Genomic DNA, 25,944 nt, shown 5'->3' with positions numbered 1-25,944 from the left:
AAAATTAGTAGGAAGTAAACATATGAAAATTATCATGATTGGTCATGGCATGGTGGGCCACAAATTTATCGAATCTGTACTTGAACAGGCGGGCGATGAGGTTGAAATCACTATTCTGGCTGAAGAACCACGTTTGGCATATGACCGTGTTCATTTAACTGAATATTTCAGTGGAAAATCAGCAAAAGACTTGACCCTTTGCCGTAGCGACTTTGCGGATGCATATGGGATCAACCTGCGCTTGGGCACTAAAGCAGTTTCAATCAATCAGCACACTCGTACTGTGACTACCCAGCATGGTGAAGAGTTAACTTATGACAAGCTGATTCTGGCAACAGGTTCCTATGCTTTTGTTCCGCCAATCCCGGGGAATGACCGTGAAAATTGTTTTGTTTACCGTACGATCGAAGACCTGGATGCCATTCGTGCAGCGAGTTTAAATGCAAAAACTGGTGTGGTAATCGGTGGTGGTCTATTGGGTCTGGAAGCAGCTAAAGCCCTGCGTGATCTAAATCTGGAAACACATGTGGTTGAATTTGCGCCACGTCTGATGGCAGTCCAGATTGATGATCTTGGCGGAAAAGTTTTACGTTCAAAAATCGAAAATCTGGGTGTTAAAGTTCATACCCAAAAAGCAACCTCATCTATTGAAGACGGTGCCAATGCCAAACATGTGATGAAGTTTGGTGATGGTGCGGAACTGGAAACCGATATTATCCTGTTCTCTGCAGGGATTCGTCCACGTGATGAATTGGCACGTCAAAGCGGGCTGGCCATTGGTGAACGTGGCGGAATCATGATCAATGATTATTGTCAGACTTCTCATCCAGATATTTACGCGATTGGTGAATGTGCACTCTGGAATAACAAGATTTTTGGTCTGGTGGCTCCAGGCTATGACATGGCACGTATCGCTGCAAAGCATGTACTGCAAGAAGAATGTGCAGCATTTGCTGGCGCAGACATGAGCACCAAGTTGAAACTGATGGGAGTTGATGTTGCATCAGTTGGCGATGCACATGCCATGACACCAGGTTCACTGAGCTACTTCTATGCCGATGAAGCGGCACAGATCTACAAGAAAATTGTAGTCAATGCAGAAAAAACCAAACTGCTCGGTGCAGTGCTGGTGGGTTGTGCTAAAGAATATAACGACCTGCTGCAAATGATGCTGAATGGTCTGGAAATTCCAGAAAATCCGGAAAGCCTGATCATGCCAGGCTTTGACCAGGCAGCAGCGAAAACGGGTGGCAGCGGTGTAGATCTGCTTCCAGACAGCGCGACGATTTGTTCATGTAATAACGTATCTAAAGCGGATATCTGTTCAGCGATTGCTGATGGTTCAACTTCACTCGGCGCTCTGAAAAAATGCACCAAAGCAGCAACCGCCTGTGGTGGCTGTGCGCCACTCGTCACTCAAGTATTGAAGTCCGAGTTGCAACGCCAAGGCGTAACGGTGAATAACCATTTGTGTGAACATTTTGCTTACTCACGTCAAGAGCTGTATCACCTGGTTCGAGTTAATGAAATCAAAACGTTTGATGACCTGATTCATCAACATGGACATGGGCTGGGCTGTGACATCTGTAAACCGACAGTAGCGAACATTCTCGCATCTTGCTGGAATGATTTCGTCTTAAAACCAAGCCATGCTGGCTTGCAAGACAGTAATGACTACTACCTGGGCAATATCCAGAAAGATGGTTCTTACTCAGTCGTGCCACGTATGGCGGGTGGTGAAGTTACGCCTGATGGCCTGATTGCGATTGGTCAGATTGCTAAAGAATATGGCCTATATACCAAACTGACAGGCGGTCAACGTGTCGATATGTTTGGTGCACAAGTGCATCAATTGCCGGAAATCTGGGAAAAACTGATCAATGCAGGTTTTGAATCAGGTCATGCTTACGGTAAATCCTTACGTACCGTGAAATCTTGTGTCGGTAGCACTTGGTGCCGTTATGGCGTAGATGATTCGGTTGGCTTGGCGATCTTCCTGGAAAACCGTTACAAAGGCCTGCGTTCTCCACATAAACTGAAAATGGCCGTGTCTGGCTGTACCCGTGAATGTGCCGAAGCACAAAGCAAAGACGTGGGCGTGATTGCCACTGAAAAAGGCTGGAACCTGTATGTTTGCGGTAACGGCGGTATGAAACCCCGCCACGCGGAACTACTGGCATCTGACCTGGATACTCAAACCCTGATCCGCTATATCGACCGTTTCTTTATGTTCTATATCCAGACTGCAGATCGTTTGCAACGTACGTCGGTATGGCGTGACAACCTTGAAGGTGGCCTGGATTATCTGAAAGATGTCATCGTGAATGACTCGCTTGGTCTGGCCACTGAACTGGAACAGCGTATGCAGCATGTGGTGGGTACTTATCAGGACGAATGGCGTACTGCGATTGAAGATCCAGAAGTCCGTAAACGTTTCAAAACCTTTATTAATGCCAAGGCTGAACAGCAAAACGATCCGCACGTTCAATTTACTGAAGTGCGTGGTCAGATCCGTCCAAAAACTGAAGCTGAACGCAATGCCAGCCGTATTCCGGTAGTTGAAGCCTGATTCAAAGAATAAAGGAGCAAGAATATGACAATGTTTAAAGATATGAATGAACTGAATTGGGTTGAAGTGTGTGCACTGGATGACATTACACCAAATACTGGCGTAGCGGCATTGGTAGAAGATCAGCAAATTGCTTTGTTTCGTGTGGGTAATGAAAAGCGTATTTACGCTTTAAGCAATCAGGATCCATTTAGCAAAGCATTTGTGATGTCACGCGGAATTTTGGGTGATCTGCAAGGTGAACGCGTCGTTGCTTCACCGATTTACAAGCAGCATTTCAGTCTGGCAACCGGACGCTGTCTGGAAGATAAAGACCAAAAGCTGCTGGTATTTCCAAGCAAGATTGAAAATGGCAAAGTCTGGATCAGTCCGACCCCTCAAAAAACCTATATCACCAACAACGGCACTTCTCAGGAAAAGATGAAGCTGGTTTTGGTGGGGAATGGTTTAGCCGGCATGCGCTGTCTGGAAGATTTATTGGATATGGCACCTGACCGTTATGAAATTACTGTGATTGGTGAAGAACCTTGGGGCAACTACAACCGTATTATGCTATCACCAGTACTTTCGGGTGAGAAAACTATTGATGACATCATGCTGCATTCGCATGCCTGGTATGCTAACAAAGGCATCCGTCTGATTGCCGGTGATCCGGCAGTTCGCATCGACCGTCCTCGTAAACACGTATATACCGAAAAGGGCGAAGTGATCAGTTATGACCGCCTGATTCTGGCAACGGGTTCCAAGCCGTTCGTTCCGCCAATTCCGGGGAGTGACTTAAAAGGTGTACTGAGCTTCCGCGACATTTATGACGTCAACAACATGCTAGACTACTGCAAGACCCGAAAAAATGCCGTAGTCATTGGCGGAGGACTTTTAGGTCTGGAAGCAGCGTATGGACTAAAACAGCAAGGCATGAATGTGACTGTATTGCACCTGATGGACCGCATCATGGATCGCCAGCTAGACAGTAAAGCCAGCCAGATGCTGAAAACAGCGATTGAGCAGAAAGGTATCACGATTCTGACTGCAGCGAATACCGAATGCCTGTTTGGTGAAGAAGGTCATGTGACTCAAGTTAAACTCAAAGACGGGACTGTGCTGGATGTTGATCTGGTGGTGTTTGCCGTGGGGATCCGTCCAAACATGGCTTTAGCACAAAGCGCAGGCTTACGTTGTAACCGTGGTGTATTAGTGAATGACACCATGCAGACTTTTGACCCAAGTATTTATGCGGTGGGTGAATGTATTGAACATCGAGGTCAAACTTTTGGTCTGGTTGAACCACTTTGGGGCCAGGCGTTTATTTGTGCATCACATCTGGCCGAGCATGGTAGTCTGACGTTCAAAGCGCCAACTGTTCCGACTCAGCTGAAAGTAAGTGGCTGTGATGTATTCTCGGCAGGTGACTTCGAGCCAAAAGAGGATTTTGAAGATATCGTGCTAAATGATGAGAAACGTCAGATCTATAAACGCATTATTATTCAAAAAGACAGAGTAATTGGTGCCGTGCTGTTTGGTGATACTGAGGATGGTGCTTGGTATGCTGAGCTAATTGCAGATCAAACCCCAATTGCAACGATTCGTAACAAGCTGCTTTTTGGTCGGGATTTTGCATTAAAGAAAGCAGGGTAAAAAATCAATTTGTCATGGTGAAACCAAGATCCGCGGAAACGTCATCCGCAACTGTTTGAGCCAAGACAAAATATGAAAATGAATGTTTCTGCGACCTTTTTGATACATGCCGGATGAGGGCGAGTTTTGCGGATGACAATGGTTTTGCCTACTTTTCCCGAAAGAAAAGTAGGTCGAACCGAAGGTTGATCCAAATAAATGAGTTGCATTGAAAAGACACCGTTGTAATGAACCTTTTTTGAAAAGAATTAAATTGTGTTTCAACTCCTAAGGAGCATCCATGAACAGTATTCCCGTTGTGGAAATTGAAAGCTCCACAGAATTAAAAACTAAAACCACACAGACCACATGCCCATATTGCGGCGTGGGTTGTGGTGTGACTGCACATGTAACGCCGACCACGTCAGGTCCGAAAGTGACTGTTGAAGGTGATGTCAAACATCCTTCGAATTACGGAAAATTGTGCATCAAAGGCAGTAATCTGGCAGATACTTTAGGACTGGAAACCCGTTTACTGCAGCCAATGCTGGGTCGTAAAGATCAGCGTGAAGTTACTGATTGGGATACTGCAACTTCAACGATTGCCCATAAATTCCAGCAATACATTGAGCAGTATGGCCGTGACAGCATTGCCTTTTATGTCTCGGGTCAGCTGCTGACTGAAGACTATTATGTGGTGAATAAGTTCGTCAAAGGCTATCTCGGCACGGCAAATATTGATACCAATTCACGCCTGTGTATGTCTTCGGCTGTAGCTGCACATAAGCGTGCCTTTGGTGAAGATCTGGTTCCAGCCAGTTATGAAGATTTTGAACATACTGACATGGTGGTGCTGGTGGGTTCCAATACTGCTTGGTGTCATCCGGTGCTCTACCAGCGCATCATGAAAGCCAAGGAACAGCGTGACCTGTTCGTGGTTGTGGTTGATCCACGTTTTACCAGTACCTGTGAAGCAGCAGATTTGCATCTGCCTATTCTGCCAGGGCAAGACGTTGCACTATTTAATGGCCTATTACAGTACTTATATCAGCATGGTGATGTAGATCAGGAATTTGTTGCTGCACATATCCAAGGGCTGGAACAGGCCTTGACCAGCAGTACTGCGGAAGCTTCGATTGAAAATGTTGCGGCACGCACCGGTATTTCAGCTGCTAAGCTGACTCAATTCTTTGAAAAATTTGCCCAGACTGACAAAGTCATGACATTGTTCTCCATGGGCGTAAATCAGTCATCCCGTGGCGTCGATAAAGCCAACAGTATTATTAACTGCCATTTGCTCACCGGAAAAATTGGCAGACTCGGTGCAGCCCCATTCTCTATGACCGGTCAGCCAAATGCGATGGGCGGACGTGAAGTCGGTGGTCTGGCCAATATGCTGGCAGCCCATATGGATTTAGAAAATCCGGAGCATCAACAGCTGGTGCAAAAATTCTGGCAAAGTCCATATATTGCCAAGCAAGCGGGTTTTAAGGCAGTTGATCTATTCCAGGCAGTCGAAAGCGGCAAGATCAAAGCCATCTGGATCATGGCAACCAATCCGGTCGTCAGTTTGCCCGATGCTGATCAGGTGAAGCGTGCTCTGGATAAATGTGAATTCGTAGTGGTCTCTGATATCTGTCAGGATACGGATACTACTCAATATGCTGATGTATTACTTCCAGCTTTAGCCTGGGGCGAAAAAGATGGAACCGTCACCAATTCGGAACGCCGTATTTCACGGCAACATGCCTTTTTAGATGCGCCGGGTGAAGCCAAATCCGACTGGTGGGCGATTGCACAGGTGGCGAAGCAAATGGGCTTCAGAGGGTTTGATTTTCACAATAGCCATGAAATTTTTAAAGAACATGCCGGACTCTCTGCCTGTCAAAATGTAGAAATTTCCCAACGTCTAGAAACCCCATATTTCCGTTATTTTAATCTGCAAGGCTTGAGTAATTTAACCGCAGAAGAATATGACAACCTGGAACCAGTGCAATGGCCGGTTTGGGATAAACAGCAACCTGCTCAATCTGTAGGACGATTATTTGCCCAAGGCCAGTTCAGTCATGCTGATGGTAAAGCGAGATTTATTACGACTACTGCGATTGATCCCGTAAATCAGATTTCCAGTGAATATCCTTTAATTCTGAATACCGGCCGGATTCGTGACCAATGGCATACCATGAGCCGCACTGGATTATCTGCCAATCTCAGCACACATCGTGCCGAACCTTACTGTGAAATTCACCCGAATGATGCACTGAAATACGGGATTCAGGATGGTGAACTGGTCGAAGTTCGTTCTGAATGGGGACAATGTATTTTACGTGCTCAGGTTAGTGACAATATCCGTCGTGGTCAGGTCTTTGCACCAATCCACTGGAATGATCAGGTGGCATCCGATGCACGTATCGGCAAGCTGGTGAATCCGGTGGTCGATGCCATTTCTGGCGAGCCTGAGTTTAAGCATACGCCAGTGTTGATCCAGCCATTCCATACCCAGTGGCAGGGTGTGCTGTATGTACGTGAAGGTTATGAAAGTTATGTGCAACCCTTTATTGATAAAACCATCTGGTGGACCAAGGTAAAGGCTATTCGTGCGACACGTTATGAAATTGCGGATCGTCAGAAATTCAATACCACAACCCAACAGTTAAAGAACTTATTGCCTTTTACTGAAGAAGATTTTGAATGGCTGAATCTGGATGACCAGACTGCACATATCAGTCATAGCGTGGTATTACAGGATGGCAAGCTGATCGCCAGTCTATATATCGCACCAAAAGAGCTGTTGCCAGATCGCGACTGGTTATCGGGGCTATTTCAGCGTGAACGACTCAGTGCCATACACCGTAAAGCGTTGCTGGCTGGTCAGGCGATCTCAATGAGCAAGAGTGAAGGTGCGCTAGTGTGCAGCTGTTTCAAAGTCGGTAAAAACCGCATCATCCAGACGATTAAAGAAAAAAATATCACCAATGAAAAACAGGTGACCGCATGTCTAAAAGCCGGCGGCAACTGCGGTTCCTGCTTACCTGAAATTCGTGGCCTGATTAAAGCTTGTCAGACGGAGTCCGTATAATGAAAAGAATCCATAAGAATATGAATTATCCACCCACCGATTTAGTCATCCTGGCCGGTGGTCAGGCGCGTCGGATGAATGGCATTAACAAGCTGCTGCAAAAGTTTGATGATGAAATTCAACTGATCAAGATTCACCAGCAGCTTAGATCGCGTGTTGGTCAGGTCTGGATCAACAGCCACCGTGATCACTCCATTTATGAACGCCTTATTCCATCAATCCGTTATTTTCAGGATGATGAACCGGGCTTTCACGGACCCTTGATGGGCATGAAAAGTGCCTGGTCTCATGTGCAGTCTGACTATGTGCTATTTGTACCATGCGATGTGACCTACATTCCAAAAAAGGTTATTTCTGGATTACATCGGGCCATGCAGCGAGATCCTCTTTGTGAAGTGGCTGTAGTGGAAATAAATGATATAGCGTTGTATCCATTCTGCTTACTTAAACGAAGCAGTTTGCCGACACTGGTTCAGCATCTTGAACAAAATCAGCGCAGCTTAAGACATTGTTTTGCGAAAATGCACATGCAAATGGCGCGATTTAAAAATCATGCACTGTTTTTTCACAGCATTAATTCCTTTGATGAATTGCAGCAGCATCAGCAACTGCATTTTCTCTAAGTGCTGATTGAGTAGTGCTTAAAAGTAGGGCAATACACCTGTTTCAAACCCTTATTTTTATTAAATTCCAATAAATCGCACTCAAATATTAAAAAACCGCAATTTCTGCGCAAAGTTGGAACACTTATTGCAATTTAACCCTAGAGCAATAGCAATTTAATAGGGCATCGGTCAGCAAAAATTTGGCTAGAAACAAAGTTGATGATCGACCCTGATGGAATAAGCAATGAACCACATCAATCCTTTACAGCAGGCTGAACCAGTCCCGGTATTTCAGGATCAGTTTGGACGCAATAAGCGTAAGCTCCGTATCTCTGTGACGGATCGCTGTAATTTTAAATGTGTTTATTGCATGCCAGAACATCCGGAATGGATGAAAAAACACGATTTACTCAGCTTTGAAGAACTCTATCATTTTTGTGAATTCATGGTTCGCCGTGGTATTGAACAGATCCGGATTACTGGTGGCGAACCCTTAATGCGCCAAGGTGTGGTGCATTTTATTGCTGAATTACAACAACTGAAAAAAAGCGGCCTGAAACGTATCTCAATGACTACGAATGGTCATTATCTCAAACAATATGCAGCAGAATTAAAGCAGGCCGGGCTAGATGACCTGAATATCAGTCTGGACAGCCTGGATGCAAAGCAGTTTGAACAATTAACTGCAAAAAAACTGCAACCCGTATTAGAAGGCATCCAAGCAGCCCAACAGGCTGGCTTTCAAATCAAAATTAATACAGTACTCATCAAAGGCATCAATGATGACCAGATTCTATCTTTGGCACACTGGGCCAAATGCGAACAAGTTGAATTGCGTTTTATCGAGTTTATGCCACTCGATGGCGACCAAAACTGGTCACGTGATCATGTGGTTAGCGAGCAGGACATTCTGGATCAACTGGCACAAGCATTTGAAGTAAAGATCAGACAAGGTCAGGGGGCTAATCCAGCACGAAGCTATTACATTGACGGTATGTCGATCGGCATTATTTCAACGATTACCAATTCATTCTGTGGTAACTGTGACCGACTGCGACTGAATGCTCAAGGTGAATTCTTTAACTGCTTATTCTCAACTCAAGGTCTAAAACTCAAAAACAGTATTCAACAGTTAAGACAGCACCTTGCATCAGCTGAATACATGCTGCAACAACAGCTGCAACCCTATATCTGGAATAAAGCTGCTGGCTTTCATGCCATTCAGGCTCAGCAAAGACTGTTCAATCCCTCCCATAAAACCCCTTCAAATTTCCGAAAAATCAGCATGCATATGATAGGAGGCTAAGATGACTACGAAACTTCAATCATCAATTACCGTCAAAATCGAATCTTTCGGTGCGATCGAACGTCAGTTGCCTCAAGATTTAACTGTGCAATGTCAGATAGACAGTCTGGTCGCCGATGTACTCAATAAAGTCATTCAGTCCTTTCCAGAAGCTTTCAACTTGTTAGAGCGTTGTGCCTGTGCCATCGGTGAAGACATTATTTCTCGTCAGACCCGATTAAACCAGGACAGTACTCTAGTGTTGCTGTCACCGGTCGCAGGAGGTTGAGATGGAACAGAAACAATTTGCCCGTATTCAGGACACACCGCTGCAACAGGACGTATTTGATGGGATTCAATATTTTCCTGAATGTGGGGGAATCGGTATTTTTATTGGAACAGTACGAAATCATCATGAGGGTAAAGCGGTTAAAGCACTGAAATATACCGCTTATGCACCTGTTGCTGAAAAGATGATTCGCCAGATCGAGCAGGAAATTCAGACTGAATATGACGTGTCCTATGTCCGAGTTGTACATCGTATCGGTTCATTGGATATTGGTGATATCGCCATTATTGCCATGGCCTATGCACCACATCGTAGGGAAGCTTTTCAAGCCTGCGAAGAAGCCGTGGAACGGGTCAAGCATGAGGTACCGGTCTGGAAAGAAGAATTCTATATGGATGGCAGTAGTCAATATGTCGAAGGTTGCTGCATTCGTCGTGACCAGGGTTCAGATCATCACACTCATAGAAAGCATGCGCATACTCATAACTGTACTGATGCACATAAATCGGAAAAATTGCCTTTAAACCTGATCCAGCCAGATGTTCCTGTTTATCAATGGCCGCTATAAATTGAAGTTTGAGTAAAAAATGAAAAGATTCAAGAAGGATAAGCCATGAAAGATGTCGGCATGAAACCGGAGAGTTACCGCACTGCTATTGCCACCGGAATTCTGCATGCGCCGCCACACTGCATTGAATTACTGCGTAATGGTAATACCGACAAAGGTGATGCGCTAAAAACCGCCCGGATCGCAGGGATTTTAGGCGCAAAACGTACTGATGAACTCATTCCTCTATGTCATCCACTGCCAATTTATCGGGCCGATGTGGAATATGAGCTTGAAGAAGCCCATGTAGTGATTACTGCGGTAGTGGAAACGATTGGTCCAACGGGTGTGGAAATGGAAGCACTGACAGCAGTCAGTCTGGCAGGTTTGACCCTTTACGATATGCTGAAACCACATTGTGAGCCGGAAGAATTATGTCTGGATCAGGTTAAACTGGGGCAAAAAAAGGGTGGAAAATCACATTTCACCCGTGTTTTGAAAGAACCTTTACCAGCCTCTGTCATTGTACTTTCTGATACCGTGGTATCTGGCAAGAAAGCCGACACAGCCGGGCAGAATGTGATGGAAATTCTGGAAGAAGCTAATTTTGGCTTTATCCAGTATCAGGTGATTCCGGACAGCCCTGAACAGCTAAAAGCTTTAATTGAACAGCAAAAAAATGATTATCCATTAATTCTGACAGTGGGTGGTACGGGACTTGGCCCTAAAGATCTGACAGTGGAAACTATTCAACCCTTGCTAACCCGTGAAATTCCGGGACTGATGGAAGCTGCACGCAGTTTTGGTCAACGTCGTACACCTTACGCAGCACTGAGCCGTGGTGTCGCAGGTTATATTGAAAACAGCCTGATCCTTACCTTACCGGGTAGCCGCCAAGGGGCTAAAGAATCTTTAGTGGCGATTTTACCTGCACTCGTACATCTGTTTGATGTACAGAAAAATATTCCCCATGCAGGAGGCTATGAATGAACTCTGCTGTAACGACAGAACATTCCACCTGTGGCAGTGAACCCGGCCTAATTTCTGTCGATCAGGCTCTGCAGATGATTCTAGATCATACTGATCATTTAGCCATTGAAACACTGCCCTTAAGTCAGGCACTGAACCGTTTCGTAGCCGAAGATATTTATTCAAAAACTCAGCTGCCGATATTCTCGCAAAGTGCTGTAGACGGTTATGCCATCTGTATGGATATGGACATGCCAGCAGAAAGTAGTTTTGAGCTGATCGGTGAAATTCGTGCTGGACAGGGAGCTGATCTGATACTTGAACCAGGTCAGGCAGTACGCATCTTTACTGGTGCGAAAATTCCGTTGCAGACCACGACGGTGGCACGACAGGAAATTGTACAGCTCAGGGACTCGACCATTATCTTGACTGAAGCCTTGCGACTGGATGCTGATATCCGTCAAGCCGGTGAAGAAATTTGCATGGGCCAATGCCTGGCTGTTCAGGGGCAGCAGCTCAGTATTGGGACAATTGCAGCCTTAAGTATGGCAGGTATCCGGGAAGTTTCAGTTTATCGCTATCCTAAAATTGCAGTGGTGATTACTGGGGATGAAGTGGCTGACACTGTGGAATACCTGAATTCCGGCAAAATTTTCGATGCCAATGCTCCTTTAATTCAAGCCTGGTTCCAGTCCAGAAACCAGCAGGTTGAGATCATGCATGTTGCCGATACCGAACAGGCGGTCAGCGCGCTATTTCAAAGGCTGAGAACCCAGTACGATCTGATTCTGACCACCGGTGGTGTATCGGTAGGAGATTATGACTTTGTCCGTCCGGTCGCACTAAAACTGGGTTTTGAACAGTTATTCTGGAAAGTCAAACAGAAACCTGGCAAGCCAATGTTCTTCGCCAAATCTGAGCGACCCGATCAAAGTCCATGTTATTTACTCGGCTTGCCGGGTAATCCGGCTGCAGTCTATATAGGCATGCAGGTCTATGTATCAACCTTAATCAGTACGTTACAAGGTCAAAAGCAATTACTGCAATGGTTTAGTGCAGTAATAAGTCATGACTTGCAAGCCGATAGCCGGGAACGTTTTTTGCGTATGGCAGTAAGTTTTGAATTGGGAATGCTAAAACTTTCCAGCTTGCCGAAGCAACAGTCGCATATGCTGAGTAACCTGATGCAGGCCAATTGTATTGTCCGTATTCCGGCAGCGCAAAGCATCCAGGCCGGTCAGATCCTGCAAGGTCTGTTTATTTAAGGAATATGTCACCGATGAAAAAGGGATTGATCTTATTCAGTGCAGTTTTCCTGTCCTGTTCAGTCCAGGCTGGCAGTACCGTCAGAGTCTATGCAGCCGCCAGTCTGAGCAATGCGGTGACGGAGATTGCCAGACGTTATGAAAAACAGTATCCCTCAATCAAAGTAGTGCTGGTCTTTGCAGCGTCTTCATCGCTCGCCCGACAAATTCAAACTGGCGTACCGGCTGATATTTTTTTCTCTGCCGACCAGGACTGGATGAATTATCTGGTAAAAAAACAAAAAATAGCTAGATCTCAAGTAAAGCCCTTATTAAGCAATGAACTGGTATTAATCAGTCCTCTACAGCGTCAGCAAAGCTTTCAGGCCAGTTCTCAATTTAATTTTGCCCAGTCCTTTCAGGGGTATGTATGTACCGGACAAATGGAATCTGTGCCTGTCGGTAAATATGCCAAACAGAGTCTAACCAATCTGAAATGGTTAAAGGGTCTGCAAGGCCGCATTGTCGGAACAGATAGTGTTCGTTCGGCCTTGGCTTTTGTGGAACGTGGTGAATGTCAGGCCGGGATTGTGTATAAGACCGATGCGTTACAGAGTAAAAAAGTGAAAATTGCTGGGGTCTTTCCAGCTCATACGCATAGCCCGATTGTCTATCCAATTGCCTTGACTCAGCAGGGCAGTAAAAATACCGATGCAGTCAATTTCATGCGTTTTATGAGTCAGCATACCGAGGCGAAAAAGATTTATCAGCACTATGGTTTTAAACTCTAGGATGGTTCCAGTATGCTGACACCTGAGGAACTCAGTGCATTGTATCTGTCAGCAAAAGTTGCAGGTTTTGCCACAGCGATCAGTTTGCCGTTTGCCATTTTATTGGCATGGATTCTGGCACGTTATGAGTTTCGCCTGAAATATGTGGTGGAAGCACTGTTACACCTGCCGATGGTTTTGCCGCCTGTGGTATTGGGCTATTTATTATTGATTGTCTTTGGTGGCAATGGCTGGATTGGACAATGGTTGCAGCAGTGGGGCATTCAGCTGGCTTTTAACTGGAAAGGTGCAGTGCTGGCCGCCATGATTGTGGCTTTCCCCTTAATGGTGCAACCGATCCGGTTGTCCTTTCAGATGATTAATCCGCAACTGGAACAGGTAGCAAAATCTTTGGGTGTTCAGCCCTATAAAGTTTTTTGCAGTATCAGCTTACCGCTGGCGTTGCCCGGTATTCTGATTGGCAGTATTCTCTGTTTTAGCCGTAGTCTGGGCGAGTTTGGTGCCACCATCACCTTTGTTGGCAACATTCCTGATGAAACCCGCACTATTCCGATTGCGATCTATTCCCTATTACAGCAACCTGCTGGCGAACAGATGGCTTTACGACTGGTGCTTTTATCTCTAGGTCTGGCTTTTGCAGCCTTATTGGCGAATTACTGGATTATGCAAAAATATCAGCAGAAAATTCAGGAGCGCTAATGCTGCAGTGTAAGTTTCATTATCAAAAGGATGCCTTTAGTTTAGATGCAGCAGTCCAGATGCAGAATTCTGTCATGGGAATTGTTGGACCTTCGGGAGCAGGAAAAACTACTTTTCTTAAATTACTCCTTGGGCTCTATCAACCACAATCTGGCTATATTCATTTAAATAAACAGATCCTGACTGATACAAATCAGAAAATTCATATTTCAATCCATCAACGCAAAATCGCCTTGGTATTTCAGCAGGCGATGCTGTTTCCAAATATGAATGTTGAACAGAACCTGCTTTACGCCAAAAAATGGGGCAAATTGGAACAGGAAAAATTCCAATTAAAGGAGATTGCTGAATTATTGGAAATTGATCATCTATTGCAGCGTCGGGTTCAGCAATTATCGGGTGGGGAAGCACAGCGTATTTCGATCGGGCGGGCGCTGTTGTCCAGTCCTGAATTACTGCTCTTGGATGAGCCATTGACTGGCCTAGATACCAAACTGAAACAGCAGATCCTGCCATTTTTTACTCGCATCCGCGATGAAATACAGGTGCCGATGATTTATGTGACCCATCATCATGAAGAGCTGGAACAGCTGGATGCAGAAATTATTGAATTACAGGATCATCAGCTAAGTAATTCACTGAAATACCTTTTTTAAGAATACTTATAAATAGAAAATAAAATAAATTTCAAGTAATTTGCCTTGGCGTATAATCTTCAGCCATTACCGGATACTACATGGATGAATATGACGGATATTGCACAGACCGAAGTAACGCGGTCTGCCTCAAAAATGGTTTTACCCATTGTCTTTGCTGTTGCCCTTGCACATTTCTTAAATGACCTGATTCAAGCCTGTTTACCAGCCATCTATCCCTTATTGAAAACTAATTATGACCTGAGTTTTGGTCAGATCGGCTTAATCTCTCTCGTGTATCAATTGACGGCGTCTTTATTACAACCTTGGGTGGGCTTCTATACTGACAAATATCCAAAGCCTTATCTTTTACCGATCGGTATGGGCTTTACCCTGTTTGGGATTCTGCTGTTAGCTCTATCTCAGAGTTTTGTAATGCTATTGGTTTCCGCTGCAATTATCGGGATCGGTTCTTCGACTTTTCATCCGGAAGCATCGCGTGTAGCGCGTATGGCTTCTGGTGGCAAGCTCGGTACTGCACAATCAGCCTTTCAGGTCGGTGGCAATAGTGGCTCTGCAATAGGACCGTTACTGGCTGCACTGATTATTATTCCAAATGGACAAGCGTCTTCGGCATGGCTGATGCTGTTTGCTGCTTTTGGCATATTTGTATTATTTAAGGTTAGCCGCTGGACCATCACAAATAGCCAGACACAACTGAAAAAGATGGGTGCTACAGCAGCGTCCAAACTGCATGGAATCACTTTAATCCGTGCGCTTGGTGTCATTGGTATCCTGATGATCGCCAAATTTACTTATACCGTGAGCATCAGTAATTATTTTACTTTTTACCTGATTGATAAATTTGGTATCTCAATCCGAGATGCGCAGCTCTATCTATTTGCCTTTTTGGGCGCCGTCGCTTTGGGCACTTTCTTTGGCGGGCCGATCGGCGACCGGATCGGCCGTAATGCAGTGATCTGGTTTTCCTTTTTAGGTATGGCACCATTTGCCTTACTCATGCCGTATGCCAATTTATTCTGGACTTGTATCTTTTCAATTTTCGCTGGCCTGATTTTATCATCAGCATTTTCAGCGATGGTGGTGTATGCTCAGGAAGCAGTACCAGGCCGTGTGGGTACGATTGCCGGTTTGATGTTTGGCGTAATGTTTGGCATCAGTGGGATCGCAGCAGCAGGATTGGGTTATGTGGCAGACCATACCAGCATTGCCTGGGTATTCCAGTTATGTTCATACCTGCCATTATTGGGCATACTGAGTTTCTTCCTGCCTAAAACTCAAAAATAAAAACAGGATCAAGACCTACGTTCAAAACAGAATATTACCTATCTTAAAACCTCAAAGATGAAGCATTTTTGAGGTTTCCTTTATATTTGATCTAAACTTTATAAAGAGAAGATTAGGTAAAAATATGTGATTGATATTACATTTCTTTATTTAATAAATATTATGTTAGATTATAATAAATAAAATATATCCTATTTAAGAATTGAAATAATAATTGCTTGATCTAAAACAAAGAAAAAATCAATTCAGTAATTACAAATTTGGAGGGGAAGTGATGAAAGTAAGAATAATATTTACTCTCGCATTATTAGGCGGCATTTGCATGTTTACGACCGTCACTATGGCAGGTGAGGGTGGTTTGCATTTTGCAGAAAAAAATATTGCTAAGGCAGCAGAATATCTTGAGAAAAAGAAAGTAACGGTAGCAGATAGCGAAGTCTTACATGCCAAAACAGTCGAAGCTAAAATTCAAAAATAAATATTTAAGCTTTCCAGAATAAAGCTCACTCCATCATGAGATAGGTGAGCTGTTCTGCAAGTTATATAGATCCACTAACTGACATATAATTTGCATAGATTCATAAACAGCATTTCTATAGAGATAAATTTTTACTTCTACAAAAGATGCCTAAATTGCTGCTACTCCATTTTCGCTGGTTCTGATTCGCACGACCTGCTCTAAAGGCGTGACAAAAATTTTGCCATCACCAATTTTATCGGTACATGCCGCTTTAATGATACCTTCAATCACCTGATCTACCTTTTCATCTGGGACGGCAACTTCTACTTTTACTTTCGGAAGGAATTCAGCACTATACTCAGCACCATGATACATTTCAGAGTGACCTTTCTGGCGTCCGGCACCTTTTACCTCAGTGACTGTCAAACCATGAACACCCTGATGAGAAAGTTCAGCACGTACATCATCGAGTCTGAATGGTTTAATAATTGCTGTTATTAATTTCATCTCGATCTCCTTGGCTTATCTTAATTCTTTAAAAATAGAAGCCATTGAAGAGAGATACAATTTAAATATGTATTTACTGTTTCAAATTCACTTCATAGACACGAAATCCGCATGAATGATTTTTCAGATTGCTTTTATATGAATAAAAGGGAGGATTAAGTTAGAAATGAGTACTGTTACTTTTTTTAATCTTATTTCTTTGCTTTAATTCTGCTTATCCTGATTTAACCTTAACCAATCCTCATTTTTAATATAAAAATAATTAATTCAGAAACTTAGTTTAAAAAATTATTTTCTAAGTGATTAGCAATGGAATAGTGACCAAACATTTATTAAATACAACTTCACAATTCAAAAGAACTCCGCTAAAACTACAATCAAATGTTAATAAAATGTAATTTTTTGTATGAAAAATTTATTTTCAGCACTCATTGCTGTTGGGGCTCTAACGGGTTGTATCAATACCACTCATATGGGACACGGAGCTGACCGTAAACAACTCATGTTGTTATCTCAAGATCAGGTCGTTGAACAGGCGAAGCGTAAATTTACCCAAAAAACGGGACTTATCGAAAAAGAATATTTAAGTGAAGCTGAAATACGTTGCGCTAAAATTATGAACAGGATAATTCCTTATACGGATCATTACATTTCAGCAGATCGAACAATTAAATGGGGCGTTCATCTTTATCATTCAGACAAATCCAATGCAGGTGCCTTGGCTAATGGCATGATTTTCATGAGCTACAAGATGGTAAATCGTGCGATGCTGGATGATGAAGCGCTGGCGTACATTTTGGCGCATGAAATGGCACATGTTATTCGTGAGCATCAGCGCGAAACACAGAGCTGGAAATATATTGTAAGTCCAATTTTAGTGGGAACTGCTTGGGCAACAGCAGGAACTTCAGCACTGATTACGGGCGTATTACATGATGGGTATGGCAGTACCTATCAGCGCCGCATGGAGAAAGAAGCAGATTTGTTGGGACTCGAACTTATGGCAAGAGCAGGATATAACCCTAAACAGGGAATTGCAGTATTCGCTCAGTTCTATCCGACTTTTCTGAAAGAATACCCGATACAAAGCAAATTACCTGCATTTATGCAACGGCATCCATCTTTAAAGCAGCGTTTAAAATATGCCGAAGAAAATCTGGATAGTCCGATGGCGCTTTATGATAAAAGCACTACGGAACAGTTGAGCTCTAAAAATCTGATTGAAATCAAACAAGATCCAAATACGAGGTTACTGATTAATGGTCAACTGGTACGTAATATTGATATTGAGTCGATCACCAAGGATGCAGAAGGCAAGCTCCATTATGTACTCAAATCGAATGTGCAAACCAGCGTTACCAGTCAGAGTCCAGTGAGTCAGCCAAAAGACGCCTTGAGCACAGTAAAAAGGGTGCTATAACTTGATAAACATGGGATTTACCAGACTTCAACAGCATATGATTTATAGTGTTTTAAACTGAAATCAATTGATTGATGATGCGTTGAAATGAATGAGAGTAAATACCAAGAAATTAACCGCTAAATTGCTCACGGCTCATTGGACACGTGAGCAGGACATTATACTGATTGAAAATAATAATTTACCTATTGAACAACTCATTGAAATGCTGAAATGCAGTCAAGAAGATATTATGGCACGCCGAAAAGTCTTAGGGCTGGTGACGCGCAACAAGCAGTTAAGACGGCTTTTATAATGATTGGATTAACCCTGCATGATGCCACTGACGCCCGTGACAATCATATCAATCGCAATTGTCCCAATCAGCAGCGCAGCAACACGACCGACAATATCGACATATAAATCGATGTAGTTAGAGTATTTATGCTGTAAATGATCATGTAAATATTTCATTAGAATTAACAGGCTACATGTCAGAAAAAGGGTAGAGAAAATCACCAGAATGGTTTGCCATAAACTGAGCTGAATGCCGGTAATCACGGATGCCGAAATGGTTCCCGGACCAATCATAAAGGGCATGGCAATGGTGCCCGCCAGATGACTGGGTGCACCACGCATGACCCCAATCGTATCGGCACCTTCAAATACATAACGATAGCCAATCACCAGAAAGATAATACCGCCAAAAATCTGAAAGGATTCAAAGCGGACATGCAGCACTTCCTGAAAGAAGGCTTCACCAGTTTTTGCAAAAATGATGAACACAATAAAGCTGATCAGACTGCCCTGAATCAATGCCATGTTGAATACTTTAGCCTCGGAATTACGGATAATTCCGAGCATGTAAATACTCATCAAAAAAGGATTGAGCAGGGAGAAAAATAGGGCAAAGGCATTTAAAGTTTCTGACATTATTCAATCCTTTTTAATGGGTCTTATCCTAAGATTCGCGATCCGGAAACAGTGGGCGTTTACCCGGACTAATCCGGTTGATATGCAGATACATCATATGACGTTCATATTTATCCAGAATGTCATTGATCACCTGTTCTTTGCTATAACCCACCAGATCATTGCCCTGAGAACCTTCAAATAGGTAACTTTCCAGACGGTAGTAATAGCGTTTGGTACGTTTCCCGCGGGCACTGAAGTTTGGCGTGTCATAACGTACTGGCCAAATGGCATAGACAAAGTTTTCTTCTTCATCTAGCTGAATAACCAGATCCAGATGATAAAGTTCAGGTTCATGATCAACCGGTTTTTCCTGTACATCGACTTGTATCCCTTTGCTGATCAGCTCGCTGGCTACAGCCTGAATTGCCGGTTTACACACGTCATCCAGCATGTTTCGGGTTTGGTTCAAGCTGGGATGCAGCATGACCCGACTCAGGCGTTTCTTCCAGTTAAAAATATCGACATTGCCGACCACAGGCGCTGCATTCAGACTGGTACTGGCTTGACGGAAATCTTCAAGTCGCAAAGATTTATATAAACCTGCCATCACAAAGAAGATCACGAAACTAAAGGGCAGGCCCATAATAATCGTGGTGTTCTGTAATGCTGTCACGCCATTGGCCATCAGCATCGCCAAGGTCAGCAAGCCAATCGCAATCGCCCAGAAAATACTGAGCCAGCGTGGAGAGTCATGCTCGATATTGCTAAATTTAGTGGTGAAATTGCCTAATACCAATGCTCCAGAATCTGCCGAGGTCACATAGAATAATAAACCGGTAATCGTGGCCACGCCTGCGGTAAACATAGAGCCGGGATATTGGGCTAACAGATCATAAAAACCGTGGGCCGGGTTATCGAGAACGGTCGCTGCTAACTGAGTATTACCATCAAAAATAACGCTATATAAGGCGCTGTTACCAAAAATAGATAACCAGGTCAGGGTAAATAACAATGGAATAACCAAAGTCCCAGTGACAAATTCACGAATGGTACGACCACGTGAAATCCGTGCCAAGAACAGCCCCACAAAAGGTGACCAGGCGATCCACCAGGCCCAGAAGAACAAGGTCCAGCTATTCATCCATTCTTTCGGCTGCTCAAAAGGAAAACTGGTCAAAGACAGTTGAGGAAACTGGCTGATGTAGTCGCCAAAGTTCTGGATCAAGGCACCCAGTAAAAACTCGGTATTGCCGACAAATAGAATGAACAGCAGTAATCCGATCGATACGTAAATATTGATCTCTGAAAGAATGCGAATACCTTTGTTGACCCCCGCAGCGACAGAAAAAATAGTAATAATCACGGCCACCAGAATTAAAGCGGTCTGGACCCAGAGATTTTCCGGTAAACCAAACAGCACATGCAGACCATAATTTAATTGTACGACGCCAATACCGCAGGTGGTGGCAATACCAAAAATCGTCCCGAGTACCGCAGCAGTATCTACTGTATGTCCAATTGGACCATTAATTTTTTTACCGAAGATGGGATAGAGTGCCGAACGGATGGTCAGTGGCAGGTTATAACGATAACTGAAATAGCCCAGTGCGACCCCAATCAGTGCGTACATACTCCAGCCGGTTAAACCATAGTGAAACAGCGTCCAGACCATGGACTGACGTGCAGCCTCAAAGGTTTCGCCTTCACCCACCGGTGGATGCATATAATGGGAAAGCGGTTCTGCCACCGAGAAAAACATCAGGTCAATCCCGATTCCGGCAGAAAATAGCATCGCCGACCAACTCAGTAGACTAAATTCTGGCTTGGAATGTTTAGGACCCAATTTAATTTCGCCATAACGTGAGCAGGCGATAAAAAGGATAAAGACCAGATACAGTGTTGCCGCCAACAGGTAGTACCAGCTAAAGGTCGCACTGACCCAGTTTAAAATATTGGTAATAACCTGATTGGCCTGTTCATTAAATAAAATGGTGATGATAGAAAACAGCAGAATAAGCGTTGCCGAAAAATAAAAGACCACTTTATTCAGACTATCTTGCACCTCTTCGTTTTTCTTTTGCATAAATCCATGACCATCGTTTTGTTGCCGGATGATCTACAGTGCAGTGTGATTTAAAAGCAAAAGCCTGCGGTAAAGCTTCCTTGTTTTCGTGAATTACAAACTTTTGCAAATCCAAAACAAACTGCGCTGTACATCAAGAGTGAGCTGGCACTATAATTTTTATTAATTGAACGTTCAATTAAAAAAGAGTTTATGAATTGTTACATCATTCAGCTATTTGCTTTAGCAGAGTGATTTTTTATTGTTACATCCGTTATTCAGGTTAGTCCTATGCCCAAAGTTGGTATGCAACCGATCCGTCGTCAGCAACTGATCGATGCCACCTTAGCTGCAGTGAATGAGCTAGGTTTTGCAGAAGCTTCAATTAGTCAGATTGCCCAGAGAGCAGGTGTCTCAACCGGCATCATAAGTCATTACTTTCGAGGTAAAAATGGCTTGATTGAAGCCACAATGCGTTACTTATTGCAGCAATTGGGTAAATCTGTTGCACAGATAAAGATACAGGTTGATGACTTACCGGAGCAGCGCTTACTGGCGATCGTACGTGGTAATTTTGCTGCTCCACAAACCGACAAGGCGGCCATGAAAGTCTGGTTGGCGTTCTGGGCTAGCAGTTTGCATCAACCTGAGTTACATCGGTTACAGCAGATCAATCATTACCGCCTGCATTCCAATATCAAGTACGAATTCATGAAAGCGCTGCCTAAGGCACAAGCTGAAAAAGCCGCTCAAGGTCTGGCTGCGCTGATTGATGGCTTCTGGTTAAGGGGTGCACTGATTAATGAAGAACTTGACCCTGAAATGCCGATAGAACTTTGTAGTGACTATATCCGACAGCAACTCAAGAATGACTCAACTGCGAGGGAATCCCATTGACACACTTTAATCTGCAACGTCCTTATATCCACGGACAATTTGTCGATGCTATATCCAACAGCACATTTGAAACAATTAATCCGGCGACCGGCGAAGTTCTGGCGGAAGTCCAGATTTGCAGCAAAGACGATATCGACCGTGCAGTAAAATCTGCTCAGCAAGGCCAGAAAGTCTGGGCAGAAATGACGGCGATTCAACGTTCCCGTATCTTAAACAAGGCTGTCGCTATTCTTCGTGAACGTAATGACGAGCTGGCCCGTATTGAAACTATGGATAGCGGCAAGGCTTTTAGTGAAACCTCAACTGTCGATATTGCAACGGGCGCTGATGTGCTCGAATACTATGCGGGTATTTTGCCAGCACTCGAAGGCCAGCAAATTCCACTACGAGAAACATCATTTATTTATACCCGTCGTGAACCTCTGGGTGTGGTGGCCGGAATTGGTGCATGGAATTACCCGATTCAAATTGCTTTATGGAAATCAGCTCCTGCACTGGCAGCGGGCAATGCCATGATCTTTAAGGCAAGTGAAGTAACACCTTTAACTGCGTTAAAACTGGCAGAAATTTATACTGAAGCCGGTGTTCCGCATGGTGTATTTAATGTGGTAACAGGTGGCAGTGAAATTGGTGCTTATCTGACCTCACATCCGGACATAGCTAAAGTTTCATTTACTGGTGGTGTTGCCACCGGCAAAAAAGTCATGGCCCAAGCTGCGAATTCCAGTCTGAAAGAAGTCACCATGGAACTCGGTGGAAAATCCCCGCTGATTATCTGCGAAGATGCCGATCTGGATCTGGCAGCAGATATAGCCATGATGGCCAACTTCTACAGTTCCGGTCAGGTCTGTACCAATGGTACCCGCGTATTTGTACCTTTAGCCTTAAAAGCAGAATTCGAAGAAAAGATTCTGCAGCGCATTCCTTATATCCGTATGGGGGATCCACTTGATCCTGACACCAATTTTGGTCCAGTGTCCAGCTTCTCTCATATGGAAAAAGTGCTGGATTATATCGAACAGGGCAAAAAAGAAGGCGCTCGTTTACTTTGTGGTGGTGGCCGTGCCGAAGATGATCAATTTGCCCAAGGCGCTTATGTGCTACCCACGGTATTTACCGATTGCCGTGACGACATGACGATTGTCCGTGAAGAAATCTTTGGTCCAGTCATGAGTATTTTGAGTTATGACTCAGAAGAAGAGGCTATTTGTCGCGCCAATGACACCGAGTATGGTCTGGCCGCTGGTGTCGTGACACTAAATCTGGCACGTGCGCATCGTATTATTCATCAAATCGAAGCCGGTATTTGCTGGATCAATACCTGGGGTGAATCTCCAGCAGAAATGCCAGTGGGTGGCTATAAACATTCGGGTGTCGGTCGCGAAAACGGTATTGTCACACTACAGCAATATACCCAGACCAAATCAGTTCAGGTGGAATTGAGTCCTTTCCAATCCGTGTTTAACGCATAAGGGGAGGATGAATGAATTACGACTATATTATTATTGGTGCAGGTTCTGCGGGTAATGTATTGGCAGCGCGTTTAACGGAAGATCCAGAGATCAAAGTCTTGTTGCTGGAAGCGGGTGGTCCGGATCATCGGCTGGATTTTAGAACCCAGATGCCAGCCGCTTTGGCTTATCCATTACAGGGACGACGCTATAACTGGGCCTACCTGACCGACCCCGAACCACATATGAATAACCGTCGGATGGAATGCGGTCGTGGTAAAGGCTTGGGTGGTTCTTCGTTAATTAACGGCATGTGCTACATTCGCGGTAATGCCATGGATCTGGAACAGTGGGCCAGCCTGAAGGGGCTTGAACACTGGAGCTATGCCGAATGTCTGCCATATTATAAAAAAGCGGAAAGCCGTGATATTGGTGGCAATGATTATCATGGCGATTCTGGACCGGTTTCGGTGGCAACGCCTAAACAGGGCAATAATGAACTGTTTCATGCCATGATCGAAGCGGGTGTACAGGCCGGTTATCCACGTACCGATGATCTGAACGGTTACCAACAGGAAGGCTTCGGTCCGATGGATCGAACTGTGACGCCGCAAGGCCGTCGTTCCAGTACAGCACGTGGTTATCTCGATATGGCCAAAGGTCGGGATAATCTCACGATTATTACCCACGCTATGACCAACCGTATTCTGTTTAATCGTAATCAGGCGATTGGTGTGGAATATTTTGAGGGGCAAAATACCTTGCAGCCGATTCAGGTGTTTGCCGATCGTGAAGTGCTACTTTGTGCTGGTGCAATTGCATCACCGCAAATCCTGCAACGTTCTGGTGTGGGTTCGGCTGAACTGTTAAAAAGTCTGGATATTCCTGTAGTTCAGGATTTACCGGGAGTGGGTGAAAACCTGCAAGACCATCTGGAAATGTACTTGCAATATCAGTGCAAAAAACCGGTGAGCTTATATCCGGCTTTGAAATGGTATAACCAGCCGATGATTGGGGCAGAATGGTTATTTTTGGGTAAGGGCATTGGCGCGAGCAATCAGTTTGAAGCAGGTGGTTTTATCCGCTCTTCAGATGAATTTGAATGGCCGAATATTCAGTATCACTTTTTACCGATTGCGATTAACTACAATGGCACCAATGCCATTCATGAGCATGGTTTTCAAGCTCATGTTGGTTCAATGCGTTCGCCGTCGCGTGGCCGTGTCCGTCTGAAATCCAAAGACCCGTTTGAGCATCCAAGTATTCTGTTTAACTATATGAGTACGGAACAGGACTGGCGCGAGTTCCGCGATGCGATCCGGATCACCCGGGAAATTATGCAGCAGCCGGCACTTGATCCTTATCGCGGTGAAGAAATCAGTCCGGGAAAACATCTACAAACAGATGCTGAAATTGATGAATTTGTTCGTAATCATGCAGAAACCGCGTATCATCCATCGTGTAGCTGTAAAATGGGTGAGGATGACATGGCGGTTGTCGATGGTTATGGACGCGTACATGAAATGCAGGGTCTGCGTGTGATTGACGCCTCGATCATGCCTTTGATCATTACCGGTAACCTCAATGCAACTACAATTATGATCGCTGAAAAACTGGCAGATCATATTCGTGGCAAGCCTGCTCTTACGCCTTCATCTGCACCTTTCTACAAGGCATCTCACGCTTAACTCATAGCTTAATTTTCTGTTGCCGAATGCAAACAGGAATAAAGCAAAATTTACTTTACCTCAAGCTTTATAAGGCCGTCACCGGTTTAGGTCTTATTTAGCCTGTGCTTAATACAATTTATATTTTATGAAAATGTTATATAAAGCAGTGCTGTTTGGCTGTGCTGCTGTTTCAAGTCTTTACTGTTATGCCGATGATGCGGAAGTAAAAAAAATAGAAGCAAGCGGAAACTTGAGTGTGGTCTCCAAGTACGTCTCCCGTGGTTTAACCAATGCACCTGAAAATGACGACCTTGCTGTGCAGGCAGCATTGAATCTGGCTTATGGCAATTTTTATGTCGGATATTGGGGATCTACGCTTGGATACTCTTATGCAGAAGTGCAGGGACGTTCGGGACATCGTTCAGACAAATTCGAGCATGATTTTTTGCTGGGTTATACCCATAGCAGCGAAAACTATGACTGGGATTTATGGAATGCTACCTATTATTATCCGGGCGGTGAGAACACCACTGGAAATGAGTTGGGCTTAAATGTAAGTCGTGCATTGAATGATCAGACCAGTATCGGCGCCAGCGTATCGACCTATCTGTATGATGTGGCTTATGCCAATCAGGGCGATACCTTTTATACGCTGAATCTGAGCCACCAGTTAAATGATCGTCTGAATGCCAGCGTTACGGCAGCAGGGAGCTATTTTAACGATGAAGGCAAATATGAGGGTGGTGAACTGGGCGATACCGAAAAGCAGGTTGCCTTTCGTTATGCTTATGCCGGATTGAGTTATGAAGTTGCGCCGAAGTTGACCTTGTCTGGTGAATATATCTTTGGCGGTTATGACCGTTATGATGACAAGCAGCGTAATCTTGCAGTAGTTGCACTGAGTTATGATTTTTAAAATTATGAAATCATTCAGACTAGGCAGGTGAAA

At 44.3% G+C, this 25,944-nt stretch carries 23 protein-coding genes; 20 read left to right on the top strand and 3 right to left on the bottom strand.

The annotated features are described in order from the left end of the window. Positions 1 to 22 precede the first annotated feature (22 nt). The 14 genes from nirB to F955_RS11840 all read left to right on the top strand — a co-directional run bounded on the left by nirB (position 23) and on the right by F955_RS11840 (position 16,112). A complete protein-coding gene (gene nirB / locus F955_RS11905; RefSeq protein WP_004894868.1) occupies positions 23 to 2,569 on the top strand; it encodes a nitrite reductase large subunit NirB in 2,547 nt (848 codons plus the stop codon). 24 nt (positions 2,570 to 2,593) lie between these two features. After that, positions 2,594 to 4,204: a nitrite reductase small subunit NirD gene (nirD, locus tag F955_RS11900; protein WP_004894865.1), complete on the top strand. Its 1,611-nt coding sequence runs from the start codon at positions 2,594 to 2,596 to the stop codon at positions 4,202 to 4,204. A gap of 280 nt (positions 4,205 to 4,484) precedes the next feature. Beyond that, on the top strand, positions 4,485 to 7,262 hold the full coding sequence (locus F955_RS11895; protein ID WP_004894864.1) for a nitrate reductase: 2,778 nt from the start codon (positions 4,485 to 4,487) through the stop codon (positions 7,260 to 7,262). Further along, positions 7,262 to 7,885 (top strand): NTP transferase domain-containing protein, encoded by a 624-nt coding sequence (locus tag F955_RS11890; protein WP_004894861.1) that lies wholly within the window; start codon positions 7,262 to 7,264, stop codon positions 7,883 to 7,885. Before F955_RS11895 ends, F955_RS11890 begins: the two co-directional genes overlap by 1 nt. A 226-nt stretch (positions 7,886 to 8,111) precedes the next feature. Further along, entirely contained in the window at positions 8,112 to 9,173 is a 1,062-nt protein-coding gene (moaA, locus tag F955_RS11885; protein WP_004894859.1) for a GTP 3',8-cyclase MoaA, read from the top strand. A 1-nt stretch (position 9,174) separates the two neighbouring features. Beyond that, positions 9,175 to 9,441, top strand: coding sequence for a MoaD/ThiS family protein (locus tag F955_RS11880; RefSeq protein WP_004809395.1), 267 nt, complete (start codon positions 9,175 to 9,177; stop codon positions 9,439 to 9,441). 1 nt (position 9,442) lies between these two features. Continuing rightward, on the top strand, positions 9,443 to 10,009 hold the full coding sequence (locus tag F955_RS11875; protein WP_004894857.1) for a molybdenum cofactor biosynthesis protein MoaE: 567 nt from the start codon (positions 9,443 to 9,445) through the stop codon (positions 10,007 to 10,009). A 45-nt stretch (positions 10,010 to 10,054) separates the two neighbouring features. After that, positions 10,055 to 10,978: a bifunctional molybdenum cofactor biosynthesis protein MoaC/MoaB gene (gene moaCB / locus F955_RS11870; RefSeq protein WP_004894855.1), complete on the top strand. Its 924-nt coding sequence runs from the start codon at positions 10,055 to 10,057 to the stop codon at positions 10,976 to 10,978. After that, complete coding sequence (locus F955_RS11865; RefSeq protein ID WP_004894853.1) at positions 10,975 to 12,222, top strand: molybdopterin molybdotransferase MoeA; 1,248 nt, start codon at positions 10,975 to 10,977, stop codon at positions 12,220 to 12,222. Before moaCB ends, F955_RS11865 begins: the two co-directional genes overlap by 4 nt. 14 nt (positions 12,223 to 12,236) lie before the next feature. Continuing rightward, positions 12,237 to 12,992: a molybdate ABC transporter substrate-binding protein gene (modA, locus tag F955_RS11860; protein WP_004894849.1), complete on the top strand. Its 756-nt coding sequence runs from the start codon at positions 12,237 to 12,239 to the stop codon at positions 12,990 to 12,992. Positions 12,993 to 13,004: 12 nt separating this feature from the next. Continuing rightward, the gene (gene modB / locus F955_RS11855) at positions 13,005 to 13,691 is read left to right on the top strand and encodes a molybdate ABC transporter permease subunit (protein ID WP_004894845.1); all 687 of its coding nucleotides are present in this window, start codon (positions 13,005 to 13,007) and stop codon (positions 13,689 to 13,691) included. Beyond that, the gene (locus tag F955_RS11850; protein ID WP_004894843.1) at positions 13,691 to 14,347 is read left to right on the top strand and encodes an ATP-binding cassette domain-containing protein; all 657 of its coding nucleotides are present in this window, start codon (positions 13,691 to 13,693) and stop codon (positions 14,345 to 14,347) included. The genes modB and F955_RS11850 overlap by 1 nt, the downstream gene beginning before the upstream one ends. Positions 14,348 to 14,431: 84 nt before the next feature. Beyond that, complete coding sequence (locus F955_RS11845; RefSeq protein WP_004894840.1) at positions 14,432 to 15,634, top strand: MFS transporter; 1,203 nt, start codon at positions 14,432 to 14,434, stop codon at positions 15,632 to 15,634. A gap of 274 nt (positions 15,635 to 15,908) precedes the next feature. After that, entirely contained in the window at positions 15,909 to 16,112 is a 204-nt protein-coding gene (locus F955_RS11840) for a hypothetical protein (RefSeq protein ID WP_004894837.1), read from the top strand. A gap of 150 nt (positions 16,113 to 16,262) precedes the next feature. Here the strand turns inward: F955_RS11840 and F955_RS11835 are convergent, their stop codons facing one another. Further along, positions 16,263 to 16,601: a P-II family nitrogen regulator gene (locus tag F955_RS11835; RefSeq protein WP_004894835.1), complete on the bottom strand. Its 339-nt coding sequence runs from the start codon at positions 16,599 to 16,601 to the stop codon at positions 16,263 to 16,265. 406 nt (positions 16,602 to 17,007) lie between these two features. On the opposite strand from F955_RS11835, the gene F955_RS11830 reads away from it, so the two are divergent. Together F955_RS11830 and F955_RS11825 are read left to right on the top strand one after the other, a co-directional pair. After that, complete coding sequence (locus F955_RS11830) at positions 17,008 to 18,021, top strand: M48 family metallopeptidase (protein WP_004894832.1); 1,014 nt, start codon at positions 17,008 to 17,010, stop codon at positions 18,019 to 18,021. A gap of 91 nt (positions 18,022 to 18,112) precedes the next feature. Continuing rightward, positions 18,113 to 18,316 (top strand): hypothetical protein, encoded by a 204-nt coding sequence (locus tag F955_RS11825; RefSeq protein ID WP_004894830.1) that lies wholly within the window; start codon positions 18,113 to 18,115, stop codon positions 18,314 to 18,316. Between the two features lie 8 nt (positions 18,317 to 18,324). Here F955_RS11825 and F955_RS11820 read toward each other — a convergent pair whose 3' ends face one another. Both F955_RS11820 and F955_RS11815 read right to left on the bottom strand, forming a co-directional pair. Next, entirely contained in the window at positions 18,325 to 18,933 is a 609-nt protein-coding gene (locus tag F955_RS11820; protein WP_004894827.1) for a MarC family protein, read from the bottom strand. A gap of 28 nt (positions 18,934 to 18,961) precedes the next feature. Then, a complete protein-coding gene (locus tag F955_RS11815) occupies positions 18,962 to 20,998 on the bottom strand; it encodes a choline transporter (RefSeq protein WP_004894824.1) in 2,037 nt (678 codons plus the stop codon). Between the two features lie 270 nt (positions 20,999 to 21,268). Between F955_RS11815 and betI the strand changes: the two genes are divergently transcribed. From betI to F955_RS11795, 4 genes are all read left to right on the top strand, one after another. Further along, positions 21,269 to 21,874, top strand: coding sequence for a transcriptional regulator BetI (gene betI, locus F955_RS11810; RefSeq protein WP_004894821.1), 606 nt, complete (start codon positions 21,269 to 21,271; stop codon positions 21,872 to 21,874). Beyond that, positions 21,871 to 23,346: a betaine-aldehyde dehydrogenase gene (gene betB, locus F955_RS11805; RefSeq protein ID WP_004894820.1), complete on the top strand. Its 1,476-nt coding sequence runs from the start codon at positions 21,871 to 21,873 to the stop codon at positions 23,344 to 23,346. Before betI ends, betB begins: the two co-directional genes overlap by 4 nt. A gap of 11 nt (positions 23,347 to 23,357) precedes the next feature. Next, complete coding sequence (betA, locus tag F955_RS11800; RefSeq protein WP_004894819.1) at positions 23,358 to 25,013, top strand: choline dehydrogenase; 1,656 nt, start codon at positions 23,358 to 23,360, stop codon at positions 25,011 to 25,013. Positions 25,014 to 25,140: 127 nt separating this feature from the next. Continuing rightward, entirely contained in the window at positions 25,141 to 25,911 is a 771-nt protein-coding gene (locus F955_RS11795; RefSeq protein ID WP_004894816.1) for a TorF family putative porin, read from the top strand. The last annotated feature ends 33 nt before the right edge of the window (positions 25,912 to 25,944 follow it).

The organism is Acinetobacter schindleri CIP 107287, assembly GCF_000368625.1.
Classification (GTDB): domain Bacteria; phylum Pseudomonadota; class Gammaproteobacteria; order Pseudomonadales; family Moraxellaceae; genus Acinetobacter; species Acinetobacter schindleri.
Note: the sequence above shows the minus strand (reverse complement) of the source record. Positions and strands in the feature narration are given on the sequence as shown.

Coding starts and splice junctions, on each gene's coding strand:
- F955_RS11820 (WP_004894827.1), bottom strand. CDS start 18,933: ATGTCAGAAACTTTAAATGCCTTTGCCCTATTTTTCTCCCTGCTCAAT.
- F955_RS11880 (WP_004809395.1), top strand. CDS start 9,175: ATGACTACGAAACTTCAATCATCAATTACCGTCAAAATCGAATCTTTC.
- moaCB (WP_004894855.1), top strand. CDS start 10,055: ATGAAAGATGTCGGCATGAAACCGGAGAGTTACCGCACTGCTATTGCC.
- F955_RS11845 (WP_004894840.1), top strand. CDS start 14,432: ATGAATATGACGGATATTGCACAGACCGAAGTAACGCGGTCTGCCTCA.
- F955_RS11830 (WP_004894832.1), top strand. CDS start 17,008: ATGAAAAATTTATTTTCAGCACTCATTGCTGTTGGGGCTCTAACGGGT.
- modA (WP_004894849.1), top strand. CDS start 12,237: ATGAAAAAGGGATTGATCTTATTCAGTGCAGTTTTCCTGTCCTGTTCA.
- F955_RS11795 (WP_004894816.1), top strand. CDS start 25,141: ATGAAAATGTTATATAAAGCAGTGCTGTTTGGCTGTGCTGCTGTTTCA.
- nirD (WP_004894865.1), top strand. CDS start 2,594: ATGACAATGTTTAAAGATATGAATGAACTGAATTGGGTTGAAGTGTGT.
- moaA (WP_004894859.1), top strand. CDS start 8,112: ATGAACCACATCAATCCTTTACAGCAGGCTGAACCAGTCCCGGTATTT.
- betA (WP_004894819.1), top strand. CDS start 23,358: ATGAATTACGACTATATTATTATTGGTGCAGGTTCTGCGGGTAATGTA.
- betI (WP_004894821.1), top strand. CDS start 21,269: ATGCCCAAAGTTGGTATGCAACCGATCCGTCGTCAGCAACTGATCGAT.
- F955_RS11890 (WP_004894861.1), top strand. CDS start 7,262: ATGAAAAGAATCCATAAGAATATGAATTATCCACCCACCGATTTAGTC.
- F955_RS11850 (WP_004894843.1), top strand. CDS start 13,691: ATGCTGCAGTGTAAGTTTCATTATCAAAAGGATGCCTTTAGTTTAGAT.
- F955_RS11865 (WP_004894853.1), top strand. CDS start 10,975: ATGAACTCTGCTGTAACGACAGAACATTCCACCTGTGGCAGTGAACCC.
- F955_RS11815 (WP_004894824.1), bottom strand. CDS start 20,998: ATGCAAAAGAAAAACGAAGAGGTGCAAGATAGTCTGAATAAAGTGGTC.
- F955_RS11840 (WP_004894837.1), top strand. CDS start 15,909: ATGAAAGTAAGAATAATATTTACTCTCGCATTATTAGGCGGCATTTGC.
- F955_RS11875 (WP_004894857.1), top strand. CDS start 9,443: ATGGAACAGAAACAATTTGCCCGTATTCAGGACACACCGCTGCAACAG.
- F955_RS11825 (WP_004894830.1), top strand. CDS start 18,113: ATGAGAGTAAATACCAAGAAATTAACCGCTAAATTGCTCACGGCTCAT.
- F955_RS11895 (WP_004894864.1), top strand. CDS start 4,485: ATGAACAGTATTCCCGTTGTGGAAATTGAAAGCTCCACAGAATTAAAA.
- nirB (WP_004894868.1), top strand. CDS start 23: ATGAAAATTATCATGATTGGTCATGGCATGGTGGGCCACAAATTTATC.
- modB (WP_004894845.1), top strand. CDS start 13,005: ATGCTGACACCTGAGGAACTCAGTGCATTGTATCTGTCAGCAAAAGTT.
- F955_RS11835 (WP_004894835.1), bottom strand. CDS start 16,601: ATGAAATTAATAACAGCAATTATTAAACCATTCAGACTCGATGATGTA.